The sequence below is a fragment of the Leisingera methylohalidivorans DSM 14336 genome (assembly GCF_000511355.1).
Taxonomy (GTDB): Bacteria; Pseudomonadota; Alphaproteobacteria; order Rhodobacterales; family Rhodobacteraceae; genus Leisingera; species Leisingera methylohalidivorans.
In genome coordinates this window covers 3,770,718-3,788,635 of record NC_023135.1, presented here as the reverse complement: position 1 = coordinate 3,788,635, position 17,918 = coordinate 3,770,718, and the positions used below count along the sequence as shown (strand labels likewise).

Genomic DNA, 17,918 nt, shown 5'->3' with positions numbered 1-17,918 from the left:
GGTCATGTGAACAGGAGGGCGAGCCGATGGCGCAACTGAAAAAAATTCTGCTGGTTGACGATGATGAAGACCTGCGAGAAGCCTTGAGCGAGCAGCTGGTGATGACCGAGGACTTCGATGTATTCGAGGCTGAAAACGGTCAGGGCGCGATGGAGCGGGCCAAGGAAGCCCTGTATGATCTGATTATCCTGGATGTCGGCCTGCCGGACACCGACGGGCGCGAGCTGTGCCGTCTGATGCGCAAGCAGGGGGTGAAGGCGCCGGTGCTGATGCTGACAGGCCATGACAGCGATGCAGACACCATCCTGGGTCTGGATGCCGGCGCCAATGACTATGTCGCCAAACCCTTCAAGTTCCCGGTTCTGCTGGCACGGATCCGCGCTCAGCTGCGCCAGCACGAACAATCTGAGGACGCGGTCTTTGCGCTTGGGCCGTATACTTTCAAACCGTCGATGAAGCTTTTGATCGCCGAGGATGAACGCAAGATCCGGTTGACCGAGAAAGAAACCAACATCCTCAAGTTTCTCTATCGCTCCAGCGATGGAGTGGTGCCGCGCGACGTGCTGCTGCATGAGGTGTGGGGATACAATGCTGGCGTCACCACGCATACGCTTGAAACCCATATCTACCGTCTGAGGCAGAAAATTGAGCCTGATCCGTCGAATGCGCGCCTGTTGGTGACGGAATCCGGGGGCTACCGGCTGGTCGCCTGATGTATGCTGCGTTGACCCGGATCAAAGAAGACCCTTTGGTTCATCTTTGAAACAGGCCCTATCCCGCGCATATCCGGGTCACGATATGCACCTCCCTGTTGGACTTGGCCGGGCATGACGCCCGGCCTTTTTTGTCTGGGTTGTTTGCACCCGCTGAACATTTCATCTCTGGCCCTTCCCGGCCCAGGCAGGCAGTATCGCGCCCGAACCCGGATTTCATCATGAGGCGCGCGATGCCATTTACTCTTGCCACCTGGAATATCAATTCGGTCCGCCTGCGCGAACCGATTGTGCAGAAGCTGTTGCAGGAGGAGGGGCCGGACGTGCTCTGCCTGCAGGAGTGCAAAAGCCCGGTGGAGAAGATTCCGTTGGAAGGCTTTGCGGCTCTGGGCTACGGCCATGTGGTTGCGCGCGGCCAGAAAGGGTACAACGGGGTGGCGATCCTGTCGCGCCTGCCGATCGAGGATGCAGGGGATCAGGATTTCGCAGGTCTTGGCCATGCCCGCCATGTGGCCGGGCGGCTGGAGAACGGAGTGGTGATCCACAATTTCTACGTCCCGGCGGGCGGTGATGTTCCGGACCGGGAAAAGAATGTGAAATTCGGCCAGAAACTTGATTACCTTACGGAAATGCGCGACTGGTTCCAGTCGGATAAACCGGAAAAGTCCATTCTGGTCGGCGACCTCAATATCGCCCCCCGCGAGGATGATGTCTGGGACCACAAGAAGCTGCTGAAGGTCGTCAGCCATACGCCCATCGAGGTGGAGCATTTCGCAGAAGTGATGGACGCGGGCGGATGGTCTGATGTGACCCGGAACGATGTTCCCGACGGCCGCCTGTACAGCTGGTGGAGCTACCGGGCCAGGGATTGGGATGCCGCCGACAAGGGACGCCGTCTCGATCACGTCTGGGCGACGCCGGACATCAAGAACGCGGCCCACTCCAGCCGTATCCTGCGGGATGCCCGCGGCTGGGAAAAACCCAGCGACCATGCGCCGGTGTTTGCGACCTTCGATCTGTGACGGCAGGCGGAGCGCTCCCGCTTGACCCGTAACATCTCTGGGATGTTTCTCCTTCGTTGAGCATGGCACCGCGAGGGGGCTGGCGCCGAGAGATCCCGTTAACGGGGACGGGAGCACCGCCGCACAGCGCAACCGGCAGACCCGCACCCTGGTCCAGCCCTGCCCGCAAGCTGATGGCGGTTGTCACCAGAGGCGCAACCGTCATTATTATCGCAACGCTTCACAGGCTCGCATGCCGCGCCCGGGCGGCGTCATCCGTGGGCATCATCTTTCCCGGATAACGCCATAGGATCGGCTCTGCGGCAGGCCACCTGCAAACTCCTCTCTTGGTTTCCGGCGCTTAGGATTCCATATAGGGGACAAGTTCCAAGCGGAGAACAATCTGATGACCGAAATTCTTGGCAGCACCGCACCGGCAGGTGATCTGATCAAAGACGTGACCGAAGCCACTTTTATGCAGGACGTTGTCGAAGCGTCGATGCAGGCGCCGGTGATCGTGGACTTCTGGGCGCCCTGGTGCGGCCCGTGCAAGACCCTGGGCCCGATGCTGGAGGCGGCTGTTACCAAGGCCAAGGGCGCGGCCACCATGGCCAAGATCAACGTGGACGAAAACCAGCGCCTGGCGCAGGCACTGGCGCAACAGGGGCTGCCGTTGCAGTCGATCCCCACAGTGGTCGCCTTTGTGGAAGGGCGCCCGGTCGACATGTTTCAGGGCGCTCTGCCAGCATCGGAGATCGAGGCCTTTGTGAATAAGGCCATTGAGGCCGGCGGCGGATCAGCCGACGGCGGTCTGGCCGAGGCGCTGGAAGCGGCCGAACAGATGCTGGCTGAAGGCGCCGTGGCGGATGCCGCCCAGACCTTTGCCGCGATTCTGGGTGAAGATGACAAAAGTGCTGCTGCTTACGGCGGATTGGCACGCGCGCATATCGCGCTTGGCGATCTGGATCAGGCAGAGGCCGTTCTGAATGGTGCGCCCGCCGAAATCGCGGATGCAGCAGAGATCGAAGCAGCCCATGCGCAAATCGCCCTGGCGCGGCAGGCAGAGAACGCAGGCCCGGTGGGGGAGCTGAGCGCAGCGGTGGAGGCCAGCCCGGATGACCTGCAGGCGCGCTTCGACCTGGCGCAGGCGCTTCACGCAGCAGGAGACGCGGAAGCTGCAGTGGATCAACTGCTGGAGCTTTTCCGCCGTGACCGCGAGTGGAACGACGGCGCCGCCAAGGCGCAGCTCTTCACCATCTTCGATGCGCTTAAACCCAACGACCCGGTGGTTCTCAACGGGCGGCGGAAACTTAGCTCGATGATATTTGCCTAAGACCGGGGCAGCACTACACTCTGTCCCATGATCCAGCCTGCTGATCTGCCGGACACGATTGCCGTGTTCCCATTGCCCGGGGCGCTTTTGCTGCCCCGGTCGCGCCTGCCGCTGCACATCTTCGAGCCGCGCTACCTGCAGATGCTCGAAGACACTCTCAAAACGCCGCAGCGGCTGATTGGCATGGTGCAGCCCTGCCCGGGTCCGCAAGGGACGGGGGACGAGCTGCACGCGATTGGATGTGCCGGGCGCGTCACGCAGTTTTCCGAGACGGAAGACGGAAGATACCTGGTCACGCTTTCAGGCGTGTCCCGGTTCCGGATTACCCGCGAAGCCAACGGATTTACCCCCTATCAGCGTTGCGATGTCAGCTGGACGGGATTCGACCGGGACCTTGGCCGCTCCGAGGCGGATGATACCCTTGACCGGCCTTCCTTCCTGGACCTGCTGGAGCGTTTCTTTTCTGCCCGGAGCCTGTCGACTGATTGGGAAGCCTTGAAAGATGCGGACGACGAGCTGCTGATCAATTCCCTGGCGATGCTTCTGGAATTCGACATTGAGGAGAAACAGGCCTTGCTCGAAGCGCCCTGCCTTGCCACAAGGCGGGAAACGCTTGTCACTTTGATCGAATTCGCCCTGCGCGGCGGCTCTCAGGAGGAAACCCTGCAATGACCGAGACACAGGCGCCCGCCTTTGACCGCCGGATGCTGGAAGCATTGGTCTGCCCGCTGACCCAGGCGGTGCTGGAATATGACGCCCCGGCGCAGGAGCTGATTTCACGCAAGGCCAACCTTGCCTTTCCGATCCGCAATGGCATCCCGGTGATGCTGGTGGACGAGGCCCGCGCGCTGGAGTGACAGCGTATCAGGTCAGCGCCAAGGCAATCAGATTGCCTGCCCCTTCAGCAACTTGGGCAAATCGCCGGTCAGGCCCGCAGCCTCGCGCACGAAATTGCGGCGCAGGCCTGGAACTGCCCCTGCCAATCCCATGCCGATGTCCCGTCCCAGCCGCAGCAGCGGGTTATCGTTGGAAAACAGCCGGTTGAATACATCCGTGGCCGCGGCCAGTGAGGCGGTGTCGAAGCGGCGCCATTGCTGGTAACGTTCCATCACCAGGGATGAGCCGATATCTTCGCCCCGCCGTGTGGCTTCGGTGATGACTTCCGCCAGAGCGCCGACATCGCGCAAGCCCGCATTCAGCCCTTGGCCCGCTATCGGATGCATCCCATGCGCCGCATCGCCCACCAGCGCCATGCGGTCGCCGATAAAGCTGTTGGCGATGGTCAGGTTCAGCGGGTAAGTGAAACGCTTGCCCGCCAGGGAAATCTCTCCGAGGAAATCGCCAAAGCGCGGCCGCAGCGCCTGAATATATTCGGCGTCATCCAGCGCGTGGATGGCCCTGGCGGTCTCCGTCCGCTCGCTCCACACGATGGAGGAGCGGTTGCCCGGCAGCGGCAGGATCGCCAGCGGCCCAGGCGGCATGAAAAACTGATGGGCGATGCCGTGATGCGGTTTTTCGTGGTCGATGGCGCAGACCAGGGCCGTCTGGCCGTAATCCCAGCCGGTGCGCCTGATGCCTGCACGCTGCGCCGTGCCGCTGCGGCGCCCGTCCGAGCCGACCAGAACCTGGCCGCGCAGCTCTCCGCCATCGTCCAGCGTGACAGTTACACCGGTCTGGTCCGGCGCCTGCGCCACCACGGTGCGCCCGCACACCAGGGTGATTCCCGGCGCGTCTTCCATTGCCTGCAGGAAGGCCCGGCGCAGGAAACGGTCTTCAACCATATAGCCCATCGGGCCTTCTTCCAGCTCGGCATGATCGAAATGGATGAAAAACGGTGACGGGCCGTGACCCGCATGTCCGTCTGTCACCTTGATCTCCAGCATGGGTTGCGCCTTGTCCCCGACATGCTGCCAGACGCCGGTCTGCTGCAGCAGCCGCTGCGAGGCCAGCGCCAATGCATAACCGCGCCCGTCAAAGCCCTCGTCAGCAAGTTTGTCCGGGGTCAGCGCGTCGACCACAGTGACGCTGTGGCCGGTCTGCGCAAGGGCCAGGGCCAGCGCGGGGCCGTTCAGCCCGCCGCCTACGATCAGGATATCAGACGCATTTTTCATGCCCCGCAATATGCGCCTGCTGACGGGATTGTCCATCCGCCAAGCGCGGGATTGTGCCCGTGTCTTACTGCAGCTACCGTTTGCATTAACTGCATTTGGGGAGACGGGCTGATGCAAGATTGGCTGACAATGACCGCCGCTGATCTGGGGCGGGGGATCAAGGCGGGTGAAATCGGCCCGCTGGCGCTGACCAGCTGTTATCTGGAAGCCATTGACGCGCACCCGCTGAAGGACCGGATCTATAGCCAAGTGACCCATGATCGCGCCCTGGCCGAAGCCGAGGCTGCACAGGAGCGTGCGGATTTGGGCCTGCGCCGGTCGCTGCTGGACGGGGTGCCGCTCAGTTGGAAGGATCTGTTCGACAGCGCAGGCACCGCAACCGAATCCGGTTCGGATCTGCTCAAGGGCCGGGTGCCGGACCACGATGCAGCAGTCCTGCGCAACACAACCCTCATGGGGGCGGTCTGCCTGGGCAAGACCCATATGAGCGAATTGGCGTTCTCTGGCCTTGGCTTCAATCCGATCAAGGAAACGCCTCCCTGCGTGAATGATCAGCGTGCTGCACCGGGGGGATCGTCTTCCGGGGCGGCTGCGTCTGTAGCCTTTGGTCTGGCCGCCGCCGGGATCGGCTCTGATACGGGCGGCTCGGTCCGTATACCGTCTGCCTGGAACGATCTGGTGGGTCTCAAGACCACCGCAGGCCGGATTGCCCAGGAAGGCGTGGTGCCGCTGTGCCTGAAATTCGACACCATCGGCCCGCTGGCCCGCTCGGTGGAGGATGCCGGGCTGCTGCTGGGGGTCCTGGAAGGGACGACGGGACCGGATCTGCGCAATCCTGCGCCGCTCAAAGGGCGCCGTTTCGCGGATCTGCAAACCGTGGTGCAGAACGATCTGGATCCGCAAGTTGCCGCCGCCCACCGTGCGGCACTGGACAGGCTAAGACAGGCCGGAGCGGAGATTGTGCCGCTGGAAGTGCCCGAGCTTGAAGAGGCGATGGGGCTTAGCCCGATTCTCTATACCACCGAAGCCTACGGCCTGTGGAAAGACGTGATCGAAGCCGCGCCGCACCTGATGTATGCGGAAATCCTTGAACGCTTCCGCTCCGGCGCGCAGTTCAGCGGTTCGGATTATGTCGCGGCCTGGGGTAAGCTGGAACAATGCCGGATGGCCTGGGATCAAGCGGCAGCCGGGTTTGATGCGGTGCTCAGCCCGGTATCGCCGATCATGCCGCCAAATTTGGACAGGCTGCAAAGCGATCATGACTTCTATGTGCAGTCAAACCTGCTGGCACTGCGCAACACGCGGATCGGCAACCTGATGGGGCTGTGCGCGCTATCTCTGCCCACCGGCACTCCCAGCTGCGGCCTCCAGGTGCTCGGCCAGCCGGACTGCGAGGAAGCCTTGCTGCGCACCGGTGCGGCGATTGAGATGGCCTTGGCCTGAAAGCCACATTCGGCCCAGCGGGCCACTCACCGGGTGGACGCATCCGCCCGCCACCTGTAACCTGAGGCGCAAACGGGGCGCCAATGATCCTGTGACCGAGGCATTAGATATGGACTTTCCTGAGCGGTTTTCGAACCTGCCAGCCTATGCGTTTCCGCGCTTGAGGGCGCTTTTGGACCATCACACCCCCGGCGGGGATGTGGTGCATATGACCATTGGTGAGCCGAAACATGCGTTTCCGGCCTGGGTCACCGATGTCATCACTGAAAACGCTGCCGGGTTTAACCAGTATCCTAACAACGACGGCACGCCCGAGCTGCGCGGTGCCATCGCGGGCTGGATTGCCCGCCGCTACGGCGTGAGCACGGACCCGGAGACGCAAGTTATGGCGCTGAACGGGACCCGCGAAGGGCTGTACAATGCCGCCATGGCGCTGTGCCCGGAGCAGAAGAACGGGCAAAGGCCGGTGGTGCTGATCCCGAACCCTTTCTACCAGGTCTATATGGTGGCCGCGATTTCGGTGGCGGCAGAGCCGGTATTCGTGCCTGCAACGGCGGCCACCGGCCATCTGCCGGACTATGAGAACCTGCCCGAAGAGGTGCTGAACCGCACCGCAGCGGCCTATATCTGCTCGCCCGCCAACCCCCAGGGCGCTGTCGCGTCGCGCGGCTACTGGATCCGGCTGATCCAGCTGGCCGAGAAGTACGATTTCCGTATCTTCGCGGATGAATGCTATTCCGAGATTTACCGCGATGAAGCCCCCGTTGGCGCATTGACCGTCGCTCAGGAGCTGGGTGCCGACCCCGAACGTGTTGTCCTGTTCAACTCCCTGTCGAAACGCTCAAACCTGCCGGGGCTGCGCTCCGGTCTGATTGCCGGCGGCCCCGAAACCATCAAACGGGTCAAACAGCTGCGTGCCTATTCCGGTGCCCCGCTGCCGGCCCCCCTGCAGGCGGCCGCGGCCAAGGTCTGGGGGGATGAGACGCATGTGGTGGAAAACCGCGCGCTTTATCAGGAGAAATACACGATAGCCGACGAGGTCTTTGCCGGCCTCAACGGCTATATGGCGCCCGAAGCGGGCTTCTTCCTTTGGCTTCCGGTAGAGAATGGCGAGCAGGCCGCACTGAAGCTGTGGCAGGAGACCGGCGTGCGGGTGCTGCCCGGCGCCTATCTGGCGCAGGGCGCGCCCGGACAGAACCCGGGCGAAGGCTACATCCGGGTGGCGCTTGTCGCCCCGGCCGAGGACACCCGCAGGGCGCTGAGCACTCTGCGCGGCTGCCTATACTGAACTTTCGCAGCGCGGCTCCTGGCTGGGGGCCGCGCAGCCAAGACCAATAAACGGACAGGTTCGTGACTTTGCGGGTAACAGCGGGCACGGGCAAAGGAAACGGAACTGAGGTAGGCATGGCATTTCAAACACGCAGCCGCGATCCGCTGCTTGACAGCAATATGCAGGCGGCCATTGAAAAGCGCGGCAAGGAACTGATCGGGATTGCATTGATCCTCGCGGGGCTGGTGGTTGCCGCCATGCTGGGCTCGTATACGCCGGACGATCCGAACTGGACCGTGTCCACGGATGCGCCGGTGCAGAATTGGATGGGCCGTCCCGGCGCCTCTGTCTCCTTCATCCTGATTACCCTGTTCGGCAAAGCCAGCTGGGCCACGCCTCTGTTCCTGTCCGCCTGGGGGCTGCGGTTCGTGCTGCACCGGGGCGAGGACCGGGTGGTCTGGCCGCTGCTTTTGTCGGTGCCATGGCTGTTGGTGGTGGCGCTGCACATGGAAACCCTGAACGCCAGCAGCACCTGGCAGCAGAACTACGACTTCGGCCTTGGCGGCATGGTCGGCTACACCTTCCTGGGCGCATTGCTGGCGCTGCTGCCTGTGGGTCTGCATTTCATGGTGAAAATCATGTCGCTGCTGAGTGCTGCGGGAATGCTGGCGCTTGGCTGCGCGGTGCTTGGGTTCACATGGCCCGAGGTGAAGAAGGGCCTGCACAAGGTGATGATCGGTCTGATCCTGGGCTATGGCGCTGTGGCCGCCTTGCTCGGCCGCGGGGCGTCCAGCGGGCTGCAGGCTGCGATGACCTATCGCAAGGGGCGGGCGGAGCAGGTGGACGGTTCTGACTACGAGGGTGCAGAACCCGAGCCCGAGATGTTCGAGGACTATTCTGAAGACAGTTACAACGCTTACGATTTTCAGGAAGAGCAGGAAGAACCCGCGAAAGGCGGCCTGCTGTCGCGTGTGCCCGGGCTGATCCGCCGGGTTGCGCCCGGACCGGCACCTGAAAGTGTTTATGCTGCTGAGACGCAGGATGAGGATCTGCCCGAAGCCCTGACAGATGGCGAGGGTGGAGAAGACCGGATCTCCCAGAAAATCGCCAACGCCGTGCGCATTCGCCGGGCAGCAGAAGTGCCGCCGGAGCAGGATCCGGCCCTGCCGCTGACCAAAGGCCGCGGCCAGCGCCCTGCACCGCTGATCTACAACCCTGCCGCGGCCCACGACGGCCTGCCGCCGGAGCCGCCGCTGACCTCTGCGTTCGCACCGGTGCCGCCGGTGCCGGAAGATCCCTCGTTGTCCTGGCAGGCTCCCACTGATGACGCGTATGGTCCGGACGCAGCGGATACCGGCCTTCGGGACGAACCTGAGATTGCAGATTTCGCTCCGGATCACAGCATGATTGCCCCGGACCACGTGCCGGCCGAGGCTCTGCCGGATGCTGCGGAACCGCCTGCTCCGGTTCCCTCCGCGCCCGAGCCGCGCCCGGCGCCGGGACCGCGCCTGACCGTGGACCTGCCGGTGGCCGAGCCGCGCAAGGCGGTGGTTGAAAAAACGGCCCGTAAAACCGTGCAGCCCTCGGCGCGTGCCAAGGCCGAAGCTCAGCCCAACCTGGCATTCGATGACAGCGGCAGCGATTTTGAACTGCCGCCGCTGAGCCTGCTGACCAACCCGAACGGCATCGAGCGTCACCATCTGAGCGATGAAGCGCTGGAAGAAAATGCGCGGATGCTGGAGGCCGTTCTCGATGACTATGGCGTCAAGGGAGAGATTACCTCGGTCCGTCCCGGCCCTGTCGTCACGATGTATGAGCTGGAACCGGCTCCGGGCCTCAAGGCATCCCGGGTGATTGGTCTTTCCGATGACATCGCCCGCTCGATGTCGGCGCTTTCGGCACGGGTATCGACTGTGCCGGGCCGGACGGTGATTGGCATCGAGCTGCCGAATGAGAAACGCGAAAAGGTGGTCCTGCGCGAGATCCTGTCGTCCCGGGATTTCGGCGACGGCAACCACGCGCTGCCGCTGGCGCTGGGCAAGGATATCGGCGGTGATTCCATGGTCGCCAACCTCGCCAAAATGCCCCATCTGCTGATTGCAGGCACCACCGGCTCCGGTAAATCGGTGGCCATTAACACTATGATCCTGTCGCTGCTGTATAAGCTGACGCCGGATGAATGCCGCCTGATCATGATCGACCCCAAGATGCTGGAACTTTCCGTCTATGACGGCATCCCGCATCTGCTCTCACCTGTTGTGACCGACCCGAAGAAGGCCGTGGTGGCCCTGAAATGGGTAGTGGGCGAGATGGAAGACCGCTACCGCAAGATGTCCAAGATGGGTGTGCGCAACATCGCAGGCTACAATGGACGCGTGAAGGAAGCGCTGGCCAAAGGCGAGATGTTCTCGCGCACCGTTCAGACCGGCTTTGATGATGACACCGGTGAGCCGGTGTTCGAGACCGAAGAGTTCCAGCCCGTTGTGCTGCCCTATATCGTTGTGATTGTTGACGAGATGGCAGACCTGATGATGGTCGCCGGCAAAGAGATCGAAGCCTGTATCCAGCGTCTGGCGCAGATGGCACGGGCTTCGGGGATCCATCTTATCATGGCGACTCAGCGCCCCTCGGTTGACGTGATCACCGGCACCATCAAGGCCAACTTCCCGACCCGGATTTCCTTCCAGGTCACCTCCAAGATCGACAGCCGCACCATTCTGGGTGAAATGGGGGCCGAACAGCTCTTGGGCATGGGCGATATGCTGTACATGGCCGGCGGCGCCAAGATCACCCGCTGCCACGGGCCGTTCTGTTCGGACGAAGAGGTCGAGGAAGTGGTCAACCACCTCAAGCAGTTCGGCCCGCCCGACTATGTCGGCAGCGTTCTGGATGGTCCGGCTGACGACAAGGCTGATAACATCGATGCGGTTCTGGGACTGAACACCGGCGGCAACACCGATACCGAGGATGCCTTGTACGACACCGCGGTTGCGATCGTGATCAAGGACCGCAAATGCTCCACCTCCTACATCCAGCGCAAGCTGGCGATCGGTTACAACAAGGCCGCGCGGCTGGTTGAACAGATGGAGGACGAGGGTGTCGTTTCGGCTGCCAACCACGTGGGCAAGCGGGAAATTCTGGTGCCAGAGCAATAGGCTGACAAAAATCTGCCGATGCCGGGCCCGCAGGGGGCCGGCATCTTCACTTCTGCCGCAGCGTGCCTATGTTGAGGCTATGAAACGGATTGTACTAGCCCTTGCGCTGACCTTTGCCGCCCCGGCCGCCCCGGCCGCCTGGGCGGCTGAACAGCTGAGCCTCAATGAGATTTCCCGCTATCTGAACGGGATTTCCACCGCGGCTTCGCCCTTCACCCAGATCAATGACGACGGCAGCCTGTCGACCGGAAAGCTTTACATGCACCGCCCGGGGCGGATGCGGTTTGAATATGACGGCAAGGGCGGCGGCACTGTGGTTGCCGGCGGCGGCGCAGTGGTGATCCACGATCCCAAATCAAACCAGCCGCCCGAGACCTACCCGCTCAAACGGACGCCGCTGTCGATCATCCTGGACCGCAACGTGAATTTGGGGCGGGCCAATATGGTGGTCGGCCACAGTTTTGATGGAACCTCCACCATCGTGCGGGCGCAAGACCCGGAACACCCGGACTATGGCAGTATTGAAATGATGTTCACCGGCGCCCCGGTAGAGCTGCGCAAATGGGTCATTCACGACAGCGCGGGCGGCCAGACAACCGTGATCCTGGGGGCAATGGAAACCGGCCAAAAACTGTCCTCCAGCCTGTTCACCAACAGCGGCAGATCCCGCTAGGGCAGCGGCTCCCGCGCCCGCGGCTGCTCCGGGTTTGCCGGAACAGCCTGGCGGCCTTGGGCCCGGCACCCGGCTGGCGCCCGGCGCAAAACCGTCTCAATTCAGCTGTCAGGGAACAATCGCACGGCCTGGCATTGCGCCTTGGCGCAGTGCCAGGCCCAATGGTGTCTGCGGCTTTAACAGAGAAAGCCGCAGACACGGGCGGGAGACCGCCCCTTAGGTATCTCAGCGGAACTTACGGCAGGTCGCGAGCTGGGCCTGATAGGCCTGGGCGCGGGATTCGACTTGCCCTGCAACACGCTGCAGCCACGGTTTGGACCGGTAGCTGCCGCGCGAATAGCCATAATGCCCTTCGTGGTAGGCGAGGTATTGATTGCGCGCGTCATAAAGCTGGATGCCGTTCTTTTCGCGGCTCTGGCGCATGTACCAGCCCATGAAATCAGCCGCATCGCTGATCCGGTCGCGTTTGGCCCGCCGCCGCCCGGTATCGCGCCGGTAATCGTCCCAGGTTCCGTCCAGTGCCTGGCTGTAGCCGTAAGCACTGGATTGCCGCCCGACCGGGATCACGCCCAGCAGGTACTGATGCGGCGTGCGGGCATCGCCGCGGAACCGGCTTTCGTGATAGATCGTTGCCATCTGCACATGCACCGGGACACCCCAGCGGCGCTGGGTAGCGCGGAAGGCTTTCAGGTATTCGGGCCGCTGCTGGATGATGCTGCACGCATTATCCAGATTGCGCGGCGGCGCTTTGTGCCCGCCTCCGCAAGACGCAACCGCCATGAGGAGAACGAGGGCGCTGAAGAGTCTGCTCATTGCCTCTGCCCATATTTTTTTGGGTTATTCTGCGGGAAGTTTAGCGGATTGCGGCATGCGAGGAAATCACATTTACAGAAGCCGCGACAGAAGCAGTGGCAGCAATGCCGCTGACATCAGGGTTGAAACCACCACAAGCCCGGCGACAGCGCTGGAATCGGCTTCAAACTTCTCTGCCAGCAGATAGGCGGTCACGGCAACAGGTGTCGCGAACTGCAGAATCAGCACCCCGGAGGCTGTCGGATCCAGCCCGAAAGCAAACGCCAGCGCCCAGCCCGCCGCGGCGCTGATCAGGAATTTCACCAGCGAAAATGCAATGGCGGTTCCCGTCTTGCCCGGGGTCAGCCGTGCGACCGCTGTGCCCAGGGTGATCAGCATCAGCGGCACCGCCATCTGCCCGGTCAATTCCAGCGCATTGGTCAGGAAACGCGGTGTTTCCCAATCCTGCCACAGGAACAACCCGCCCAGCAGGGTTGCCCAGACCATCGGCTCCCGGATTACTTTGCTGCCGGCGCTGCGGCCTGCTACCAGATAGATGCCGTAAGTGAAGGACAGGATCGCCGAAACGGCAAGCATGACAATGGCATAGCCAAGCCCGGCCTCGCCAAAGGCAAACATCGACAGCGGGATGCCCAGATTGCCGGTGTTGCCGAAAATGAAGGGCGCCAGATAGGTCCGGCGGTCCAGGTGCGCCATGCGGCAGGCAATTTCGCCTGCGCCGGCCAGCACCGCATGGCCTGCCAGCGCGGCCAGCATGAATGCGCTGAGCGCCCCTTTGTCCAGCTCCGATTTCATCAGTGCGGTGAAGATCAGGCAGGGCACGGCGAGCGTCATCGCCAGCCGGGTTACAAACTGGGTCCGGTACTCAAACCCCAGTTTCACCCAGATGAACCCGGCCATGGCCAGCAGGAACACCGGGGCAGTTATTTCGAGCACTGTCAAAGCGAGGTTCACAGTCTGTTTCCCTGAAAATTTACGTCAAGAGTTGGACAATTGCTTGGCGGGCGCGCTATTTACAATGAACGGGGGCGAACATGATCATGATGAGAACACGCGCAAAATACAACCTCGGGCAGGTCGTCCGCCACCGGAAGCATCCCTTCCGCGGGGTGGTCTTTGATGTTGATCCTGAGTTCTCCAATACCGATGAATGGTATGAGGCGATTCCGGAAGACAGCCGCCCGGTAAAGGACCAGCCGTTCTACCACCTGCTGGCGGAAAACGACCAAAGCTATTATGTGGCCTATGTGTCGGAGCAGAACCTTGTCGCGGACTATTCCGGGGAACCAGTTGGCCACCCGGATGTCCCTGAAATGTTTGGCAATTTCGATGGCGGCGCCTATTCGTTGCATTATCAGCTGAACTGAACTCCGCTGTTTCAGGCGGGCAGGAACACCCGGAAATCAATATCCCAGTGCGCAGCCGTCCTTGCGCGGATCACTGGCGCCTTCCAATACGCCTGAGGCGTGCATCCGTATCGCCTGAGCGCCGCCCAGCGGTGTGTCCGGCACAACCACACGGTGCCCCGCATCTGCAAGCTTCCGGCGGACCTCAGCAGCATAGCCGCGCTCCAGTTTCAGCACGCCGCCATCGGCAAAGCAGCGGGGCGCATCGACAGCGGATTGCAGGTCCATGCCAAAATCAGCGAGGTTTGAGACCAGCCGGGCGTGCCCGGTCGGCTGATATCCGCCGCCCATCACCCCAAAGGGCATGACCACCTCTCCGTCCTGCTGCAGCATGGCCGGGATGATCGTGTGCATCGGCTGTTTTCCGGGGCCGAATTCATTCGGATGGCCCGCCTCCAGGGTAAAGCCAGCGCCGCGGTTCTGCAGCAGGATGCCGAATTTTTCCGACGCAATGCCAGAGCCGAAGCCGTGGAAGATAGAATAGATCAGGGAGACCGCCATGCGGTCTTTGTCCACCACAGTTATATAGACCGTGTCCCTGTGCACCGCCTCCGTTAGCGGCTGCGCTGCCGGCAGGGCGTGCTTGGGGTCAATCAGCGCGGCAAGCCCGGCAGCCGTTTCAGGCGCCAGCATATGCGCCAGCCGGGTGGTGTGGCCAGGATCGGCGAGGAAACGGTTGCGCGCATCATAGGCAAGCTTGGCGGCCTCCGCCTCGATATGCGCACGGTCTGCGCCAAAGGGATCCATCCCGGCGATGTCGAAATGCTTGAGGATGTTCAGCAGCAAAATGGCGGTTGCGCCCTGGCCGTTGGGCGGATGTTCGGTCAGACCCAGGCCTTTGTAGCGGCCGTCAACCGGTTGCGTTGCAAAGCTGCCAGCCGCGGCGAAATCCTCCAAAGTGTGGACGCCTCCAAGCTCCGTCAGTGCGGCGGCCATATCTTCGGCCACTTCCCCGCAATAAAAGGCATCCCGCCCGTTTTTGGCGATGCGGCGCAGCACCTCGGCTTGTCCGGGCGCGCGGAACACATCGCCGGTTCTTAACGGCTGGCCGTCTCTTAAATAATGGCGCCGCGCAGCTCCCTGCAAAGCCTTCTTGCTGTTTTGCCAGTCAAAGGCGGTGCGCGGTGCCACGGGAACGCCCGCTTCGGCATAGTGGATTGCCGGTTGCAGCAGTGCATCCAGCCCAAGCCGCCCTTCGCTTTCGGCCAGGCGGCAGAACGCGTCAATCGCGCAGGGGATCGTCACCGCATCGGGGCTGTCCAGCGGCACGGTTTCCAGCCCTTGTGCCCGGAGTGCTGCAGCGCTGGCCCCGGCAGGGGCGCGGCCCGATCCGTTCAGCGCCTGAATGCCGTGTCCCGGGCGGGAATATAGAACAAAGCAATCCCCGCCGATTCCTGTCATTTGCGGTTCGCAGATCCCCAGCAAGACCGCCCCGGCCAAAGCCGCGTCCATTGCATTGCCGCCGCGTTTCAGGATGTCGACGGCGACACTGGTGGCCAGAGGATGCGAGGTTGCGCACAGGCCGTTTTGGGCAAAGACGGCTGATCGCCCCGGAAGATGGAAGTCGCGCATTTTCCTGCTCCTGCTGTCACTTGCCAAAGGCTAGGCGCACGCGGCGGGAACGCAACTTAAATCTACCGTGGTTCTGAAGGAACGGAACGTCATCGTGAAGCAGGAAAGCCGGCCGAATGAATTATCCCCGGAGCCGCGCACTGGTGGGGGCTAGAACACGCGGCACCGGGGGAAGCTCATTTCAGCTACAGTTCACACTTCGCATATCTATCTGGCTGAGGTGGGCCGGGAGTGCGGCAGGATTATGGCACAGCGTTAAAATGCAGCAAACCGGCGGCCGTGCCCGCCCCGGCGAAACAGGGTCCAGTTCAGACTTCGGCTGAAGGGCTGGTCACTTTGAACTCGAAGCAGAGCGACAGATTGTTGCTTCCTTCCGAGCGCTCATATTGGACTTGGCTTGCCAATTCGCGTATCAGAAACCAGCCGAACCCGCCTTCAGGCAGATTTTCGGCTGCAACGCTGATATCAGCGGGTTTGCCCTCCGGCAATTCGCCCTTAGGGTAGGGAGCGCCAGCGTCCTGGATGCTGATCCACAAGTGTTCAGGATAAAGCTCGCCCTGAATCCGCACGTTTCCTGGAGGTGCACTTTCATAGGCGTGTTCAACGACGTTGTTCACGGCCTCGGTCAGAGCAATTTGCACCTCATCCACACGGGCTCCCGGCACTCCCAGGGACCGAAGCCGGGCCACAATCGAGGAAATGCCGGAACGGGCATCCAAGTTTGTCGCCGTGAACGAGCAGGCAAAGGTTTTTACCATCGATTTCTCGCTTTACGCTGACAGCGCATTCGTCTTCAGGAGCTTGCGCCAGCCGGAGCGATTGCGTCGCTAAGCGAACCATAAAGGTCAAAGATCGTATCCATGCGGGTCAGCCGGAACACCTTTTCGACCATGGGGGTCAGTCCGGCGAGATCCAGTTTCCGGGTGCCGCCAAGCTGTTTCATCGCGGCGACGATCGCGCCAAGCCCGCTGGAGTCGATAAACTGCACTTCGGAAAGATCCAGGATGACACGGTCGGCACCGGATTCTGTTTCCGCGCGCATGTCCTCCTTGAACTGGATGGCCATGGCGGCATCAATGCGATCGGCATTGACTTTGACGATTTGTGCGTCGTCCGTCATGGTAGTGGTCAGGCTCATTTCAGTCCCCCGGGATGTAACGTCATTTGCCAGCACTCTAGACCGCAAAGCTTACTATTCTGTAGGTATTATTTTGACGATTGGAGGAAAATTGCATGAAAGATGTTGTTATCGCCGGAGCGGCCCGGACGCCTATGGGCGGGTTCCAGGGAATGTACGACGGGGTGACGGCTTCGGAGCTCGGCGGCGCGGCCATCCGGGCGGCCCTTGAAGGCGCCGGTGCTGCCACTGTCGATGAGGTGCTGATGGGCTGCGTTCTGCCTGCGGGCCAGGGCCAGGCGCCGGCGCGTCAGGCGGGTTTCGCCGCGGGCCTGGGTGAGGAGGTGCCGGCCACGACCCTTAACAAAATGTGCGGCTCGGGCATGAAGGCGGCGATGATCGCCTTTGACCAGATCGCACTGGGCCATGCCGGGACAATGGTGGCCGGCGGCATGGAAAGCATGACCAACGCGCCTTATGTGCTGCCCAAGATGCGCGGCGGCGCCCGTCTCGGTCATAGTCAGGTGATTGACCACATGTTCCTCGACGGGCTGGAGGATGCCTATGACAAGGGCCGCCTGATGGGCACCTTTGCCGAGGATTGCGCTGAAAAATACCAGTTCACCCGCGAAGCTCAGGACGAATACGCGCTGAAATCGCTCGCCAACGCGCTGGAAGCCCAGGACAGCGGCGCATTTGACGGGGAAATTGCGGCCGTTACCGTAAAAACCCGCAAAGGCGAGGTGGTGACCGATGCGGATGAGCCGCCGAAATCGGCGCGCCCGGAAAAGATCCCGACTCTGAAGCCGGCGTTCCGCAAGGACGGCACTGTAACGGCGGCGAATGCCTCCTCCATTTCCGACGGCGCGGCAGCACTGGTTCTTGCCTCAGCCGAGGCTGCCGCGGCACAGGGATTGCAGGTCCGCGCCCGGATCCTCGGCCATGCCAGCCATGCGCAGGCACCGGGCCTGTTCACCACCGCGCCGGTTCCGGCGGCGCAAAAGCTGCTGAAAAACATTGGCTGGCAGGTTGAAGACGTCGATCTGTGGGAAGTGAACGAAGCTTTTGCCGTGGTGCCGATGGCCTTCATGCATGAGATGGGCATTTCCCGCGACAAGGTGAATGTAAACGGCGGCGCCTGTGCGCTGGGCCACCCGATCGGGGCCTCCGGCGCGCGGATCATGGTGACCCTTCTGAACGCATTGGAAAAACGCGGTCTCAAGCGCGGCGTGGCCGCCATCTGCATCGGCGGCGGCGAGGGCACGGCGATTGCAATTGAGCGGGTCTGACATTCACCTTTGTAAAATTCTC

The 17,918-nt window shown here is 62.1% G+C and carries 17 protein-coding genes; 11 read left to right on the top strand and 6 right to left on the bottom strand.

Translation table 11 applies throughout. The features are described from left to right. The first annotated feature begins 26 nt into the window (after positions 1–26). The 5 genes from METH_RS18350 (at position 27) to METH_RS18330 (ending at position 3,904) form a co-directional block, all read left to right on the top strand. Positions 27–713: a response regulator transcription factor gene (locus METH_RS18350; protein WP_024091975.1), complete on the top strand. Its 687-nt coding sequence runs from the start codon at positions 27–29 to the stop codon at positions 711–713. Between the two features lie 233 nt (positions 714–946). After that, positions 947–1,735 (top strand): exodeoxyribonuclease III, encoded by a 789-nt coding sequence (locus METH_RS18345; protein WP_024091974.1) that lies wholly within the window; start codon positions 947–949, stop codon positions 1,733–1,735. Positions 1,736–2,120: 385 nt separating this feature from the next. After that, complete coding sequence (locus tag METH_RS18340; RefSeq protein WP_024091973.1) at positions 2,121–3,047, top strand: tetratricopeptide repeat protein; 927 nt, start codon at positions 2,121–2,123, stop codon at positions 3,045–3,047. 27 nt (positions 3,048–3,074) lie between these two features. Continuing rightward, positions 3,075–3,719 (top strand): LON peptidase substrate-binding domain-containing protein, encoded by a 645-nt coding sequence (locus tag METH_RS18335; protein ID WP_024091972.1) that lies wholly within the window; start codon positions 3,075–3,077, stop codon positions 3,717–3,719. Continuing rightward, positions 3,716–3,904, top strand: coding sequence for a Trm112 family protein (locus METH_RS18330; protein ID WP_024091971.1), 189 nt, complete (start codon positions 3,716–3,718; stop codon positions 3,902–3,904). The genes METH_RS18335 and METH_RS18330 overlap by 4 nt, the downstream gene beginning before the upstream one ends. Positions 3,905–3,931: 27 nt before the next feature. Here METH_RS18330 and METH_RS18325 read toward each other — a convergent pair whose 3' ends face one another. After that, positions 3,932–5,158, bottom strand: coding sequence for an FAD-dependent monooxygenase (locus METH_RS18325; protein WP_024091970.1), 1,227 nt, complete (start codon positions 5,156–5,158; stop codon positions 3,932–3,934). Positions 5,159–5,269: 111 nt separating this feature from the next. Between METH_RS18325 and METH_RS18320 the strand changes: the two genes are divergently transcribed. From METH_RS18320 to METH_RS18305, 4 genes are all read left to right on the top strand, one after another. Further along, complete coding sequence (locus tag METH_RS18320) at positions 5,270–6,601, top strand: amidase (protein WP_024091969.1); 1,332 nt, start codon at positions 5,270–5,272, stop codon at positions 6,599–6,601. A gap of 109 nt (positions 6,602–6,710) precedes the next feature. Then, complete coding sequence (locus METH_RS18315; RefSeq protein WP_024091968.1) at positions 6,711–7,889, top strand: aminotransferase class I/II-fold pyridoxal phosphate-dependent enzyme; 1,179 nt, start codon at positions 6,711–6,713, stop codon at positions 7,887–7,889. A gap of 116 nt (positions 7,890–8,005) precedes the next feature. Beyond that, complete coding sequence (locus METH_RS18310) at positions 8,006–11,026, top strand: DNA translocase FtsK (protein WP_024091967.1); 3,021 nt, start codon at positions 8,006–8,008, stop codon at positions 11,024–11,026. 79 nt (positions 11,027–11,105) lie between these two features. After that, positions 11,106–11,699: a LolA family protein gene (locus METH_RS18305; RefSeq protein WP_024091966.1), complete on the top strand. Its 594-nt coding sequence runs from the start codon at positions 11,106–11,108 to the stop codon at positions 11,697–11,699. A gap of 225 nt (positions 11,700–11,924) precedes the next feature. On the opposite strand, the gene METH_RS18300 is transcribed toward METH_RS18305, so the two are convergent. Together METH_RS18300 and METH_RS18295 are read right to left on the bottom strand one after the other, a co-directional pair. Beyond that, the gene (locus METH_RS18300) at positions 11,925–12,512 is read right to left on the bottom strand and encodes a transglycosylase SLT domain-containing protein (protein WP_024091965.1); all 588 of its coding nucleotides are present in this window, start codon (positions 12,510–12,512) and stop codon (positions 11,925–11,927) included. A gap of 72 nt (positions 12,513–12,584) precedes the next feature. Next, positions 12,585–13,466 carry an AEC family transporter gene (locus tag METH_RS18295; protein ID WP_024091964.1) on the bottom strand — a complete coding sequence of 294 codons (882 nt, stop codon included), beginning with the start codon at positions 13,464–13,466 and terminating at the stop codon, positions 12,585–12,587. A gap of 86 nt (positions 13,467–13,552) precedes the next feature. Between METH_RS18295 and hspQ the strand changes: the two genes are divergently transcribed. Next, positions 13,553–13,879 carry a heat shock protein HspQ gene (hspQ, locus tag METH_RS18290; protein WP_024091963.1) on the top strand — a complete coding sequence of 109 codons (327 nt, stop codon included), beginning with the start codon at positions 13,553–13,555 and terminating at the stop codon, positions 13,877–13,879. Positions 13,880–13,915: 36 nt separating this feature from the next. On the opposite strand, the gene METH_RS18285 is transcribed toward hspQ, so the two are convergent. From METH_RS18285 to METH_RS18275, 3 genes are all read right to left on the bottom strand, one after another. Further along, on the bottom strand, positions 13,916–15,490 hold the full coding sequence (locus METH_RS18285) for a gamma-glutamyltransferase family protein (protein ID WP_024091962.1): 1,575 nt from the start codon (positions 15,488–15,490) through the stop codon (positions 13,916–13,918). 308 nt (positions 15,491–15,798) lie between these two features. Continuing rightward, positions 15,799–16,248, bottom strand: a complete 450-nt coding sequence (locus METH_RS18280) for an ATP-binding protein (RefSeq protein WP_024091961.1) — start codon at positions 16,246–16,248, stop codon at positions 15,799–15,801. A 35-nt stretch (positions 16,249–16,283) separates the two neighbouring features. After that, positions 16,284–16,628 carry an STAS domain-containing protein gene (locus METH_RS18275; RefSeq protein ID WP_024091960.1) on the bottom strand — a complete coding sequence of 115 codons (345 nt, stop codon included), beginning with the start codon at positions 16,626–16,628 and terminating at the stop codon, positions 16,284–16,286. 95 nt (positions 16,629–16,723) lie between these two features. On the opposite strand from METH_RS18275, the gene METH_RS18270 reads away from it, so the two are divergent. Then, positions 16,724–17,896: an acetyl-CoA C-acyltransferase gene (locus METH_RS18270; protein WP_024091959.1), complete on the top strand. Its 1,173-nt coding sequence runs from the start codon at positions 16,724–16,726 to the stop codon at positions 17,894–17,896. Positions 17,897–17,918: the final 22 nt, after the last annotated feature.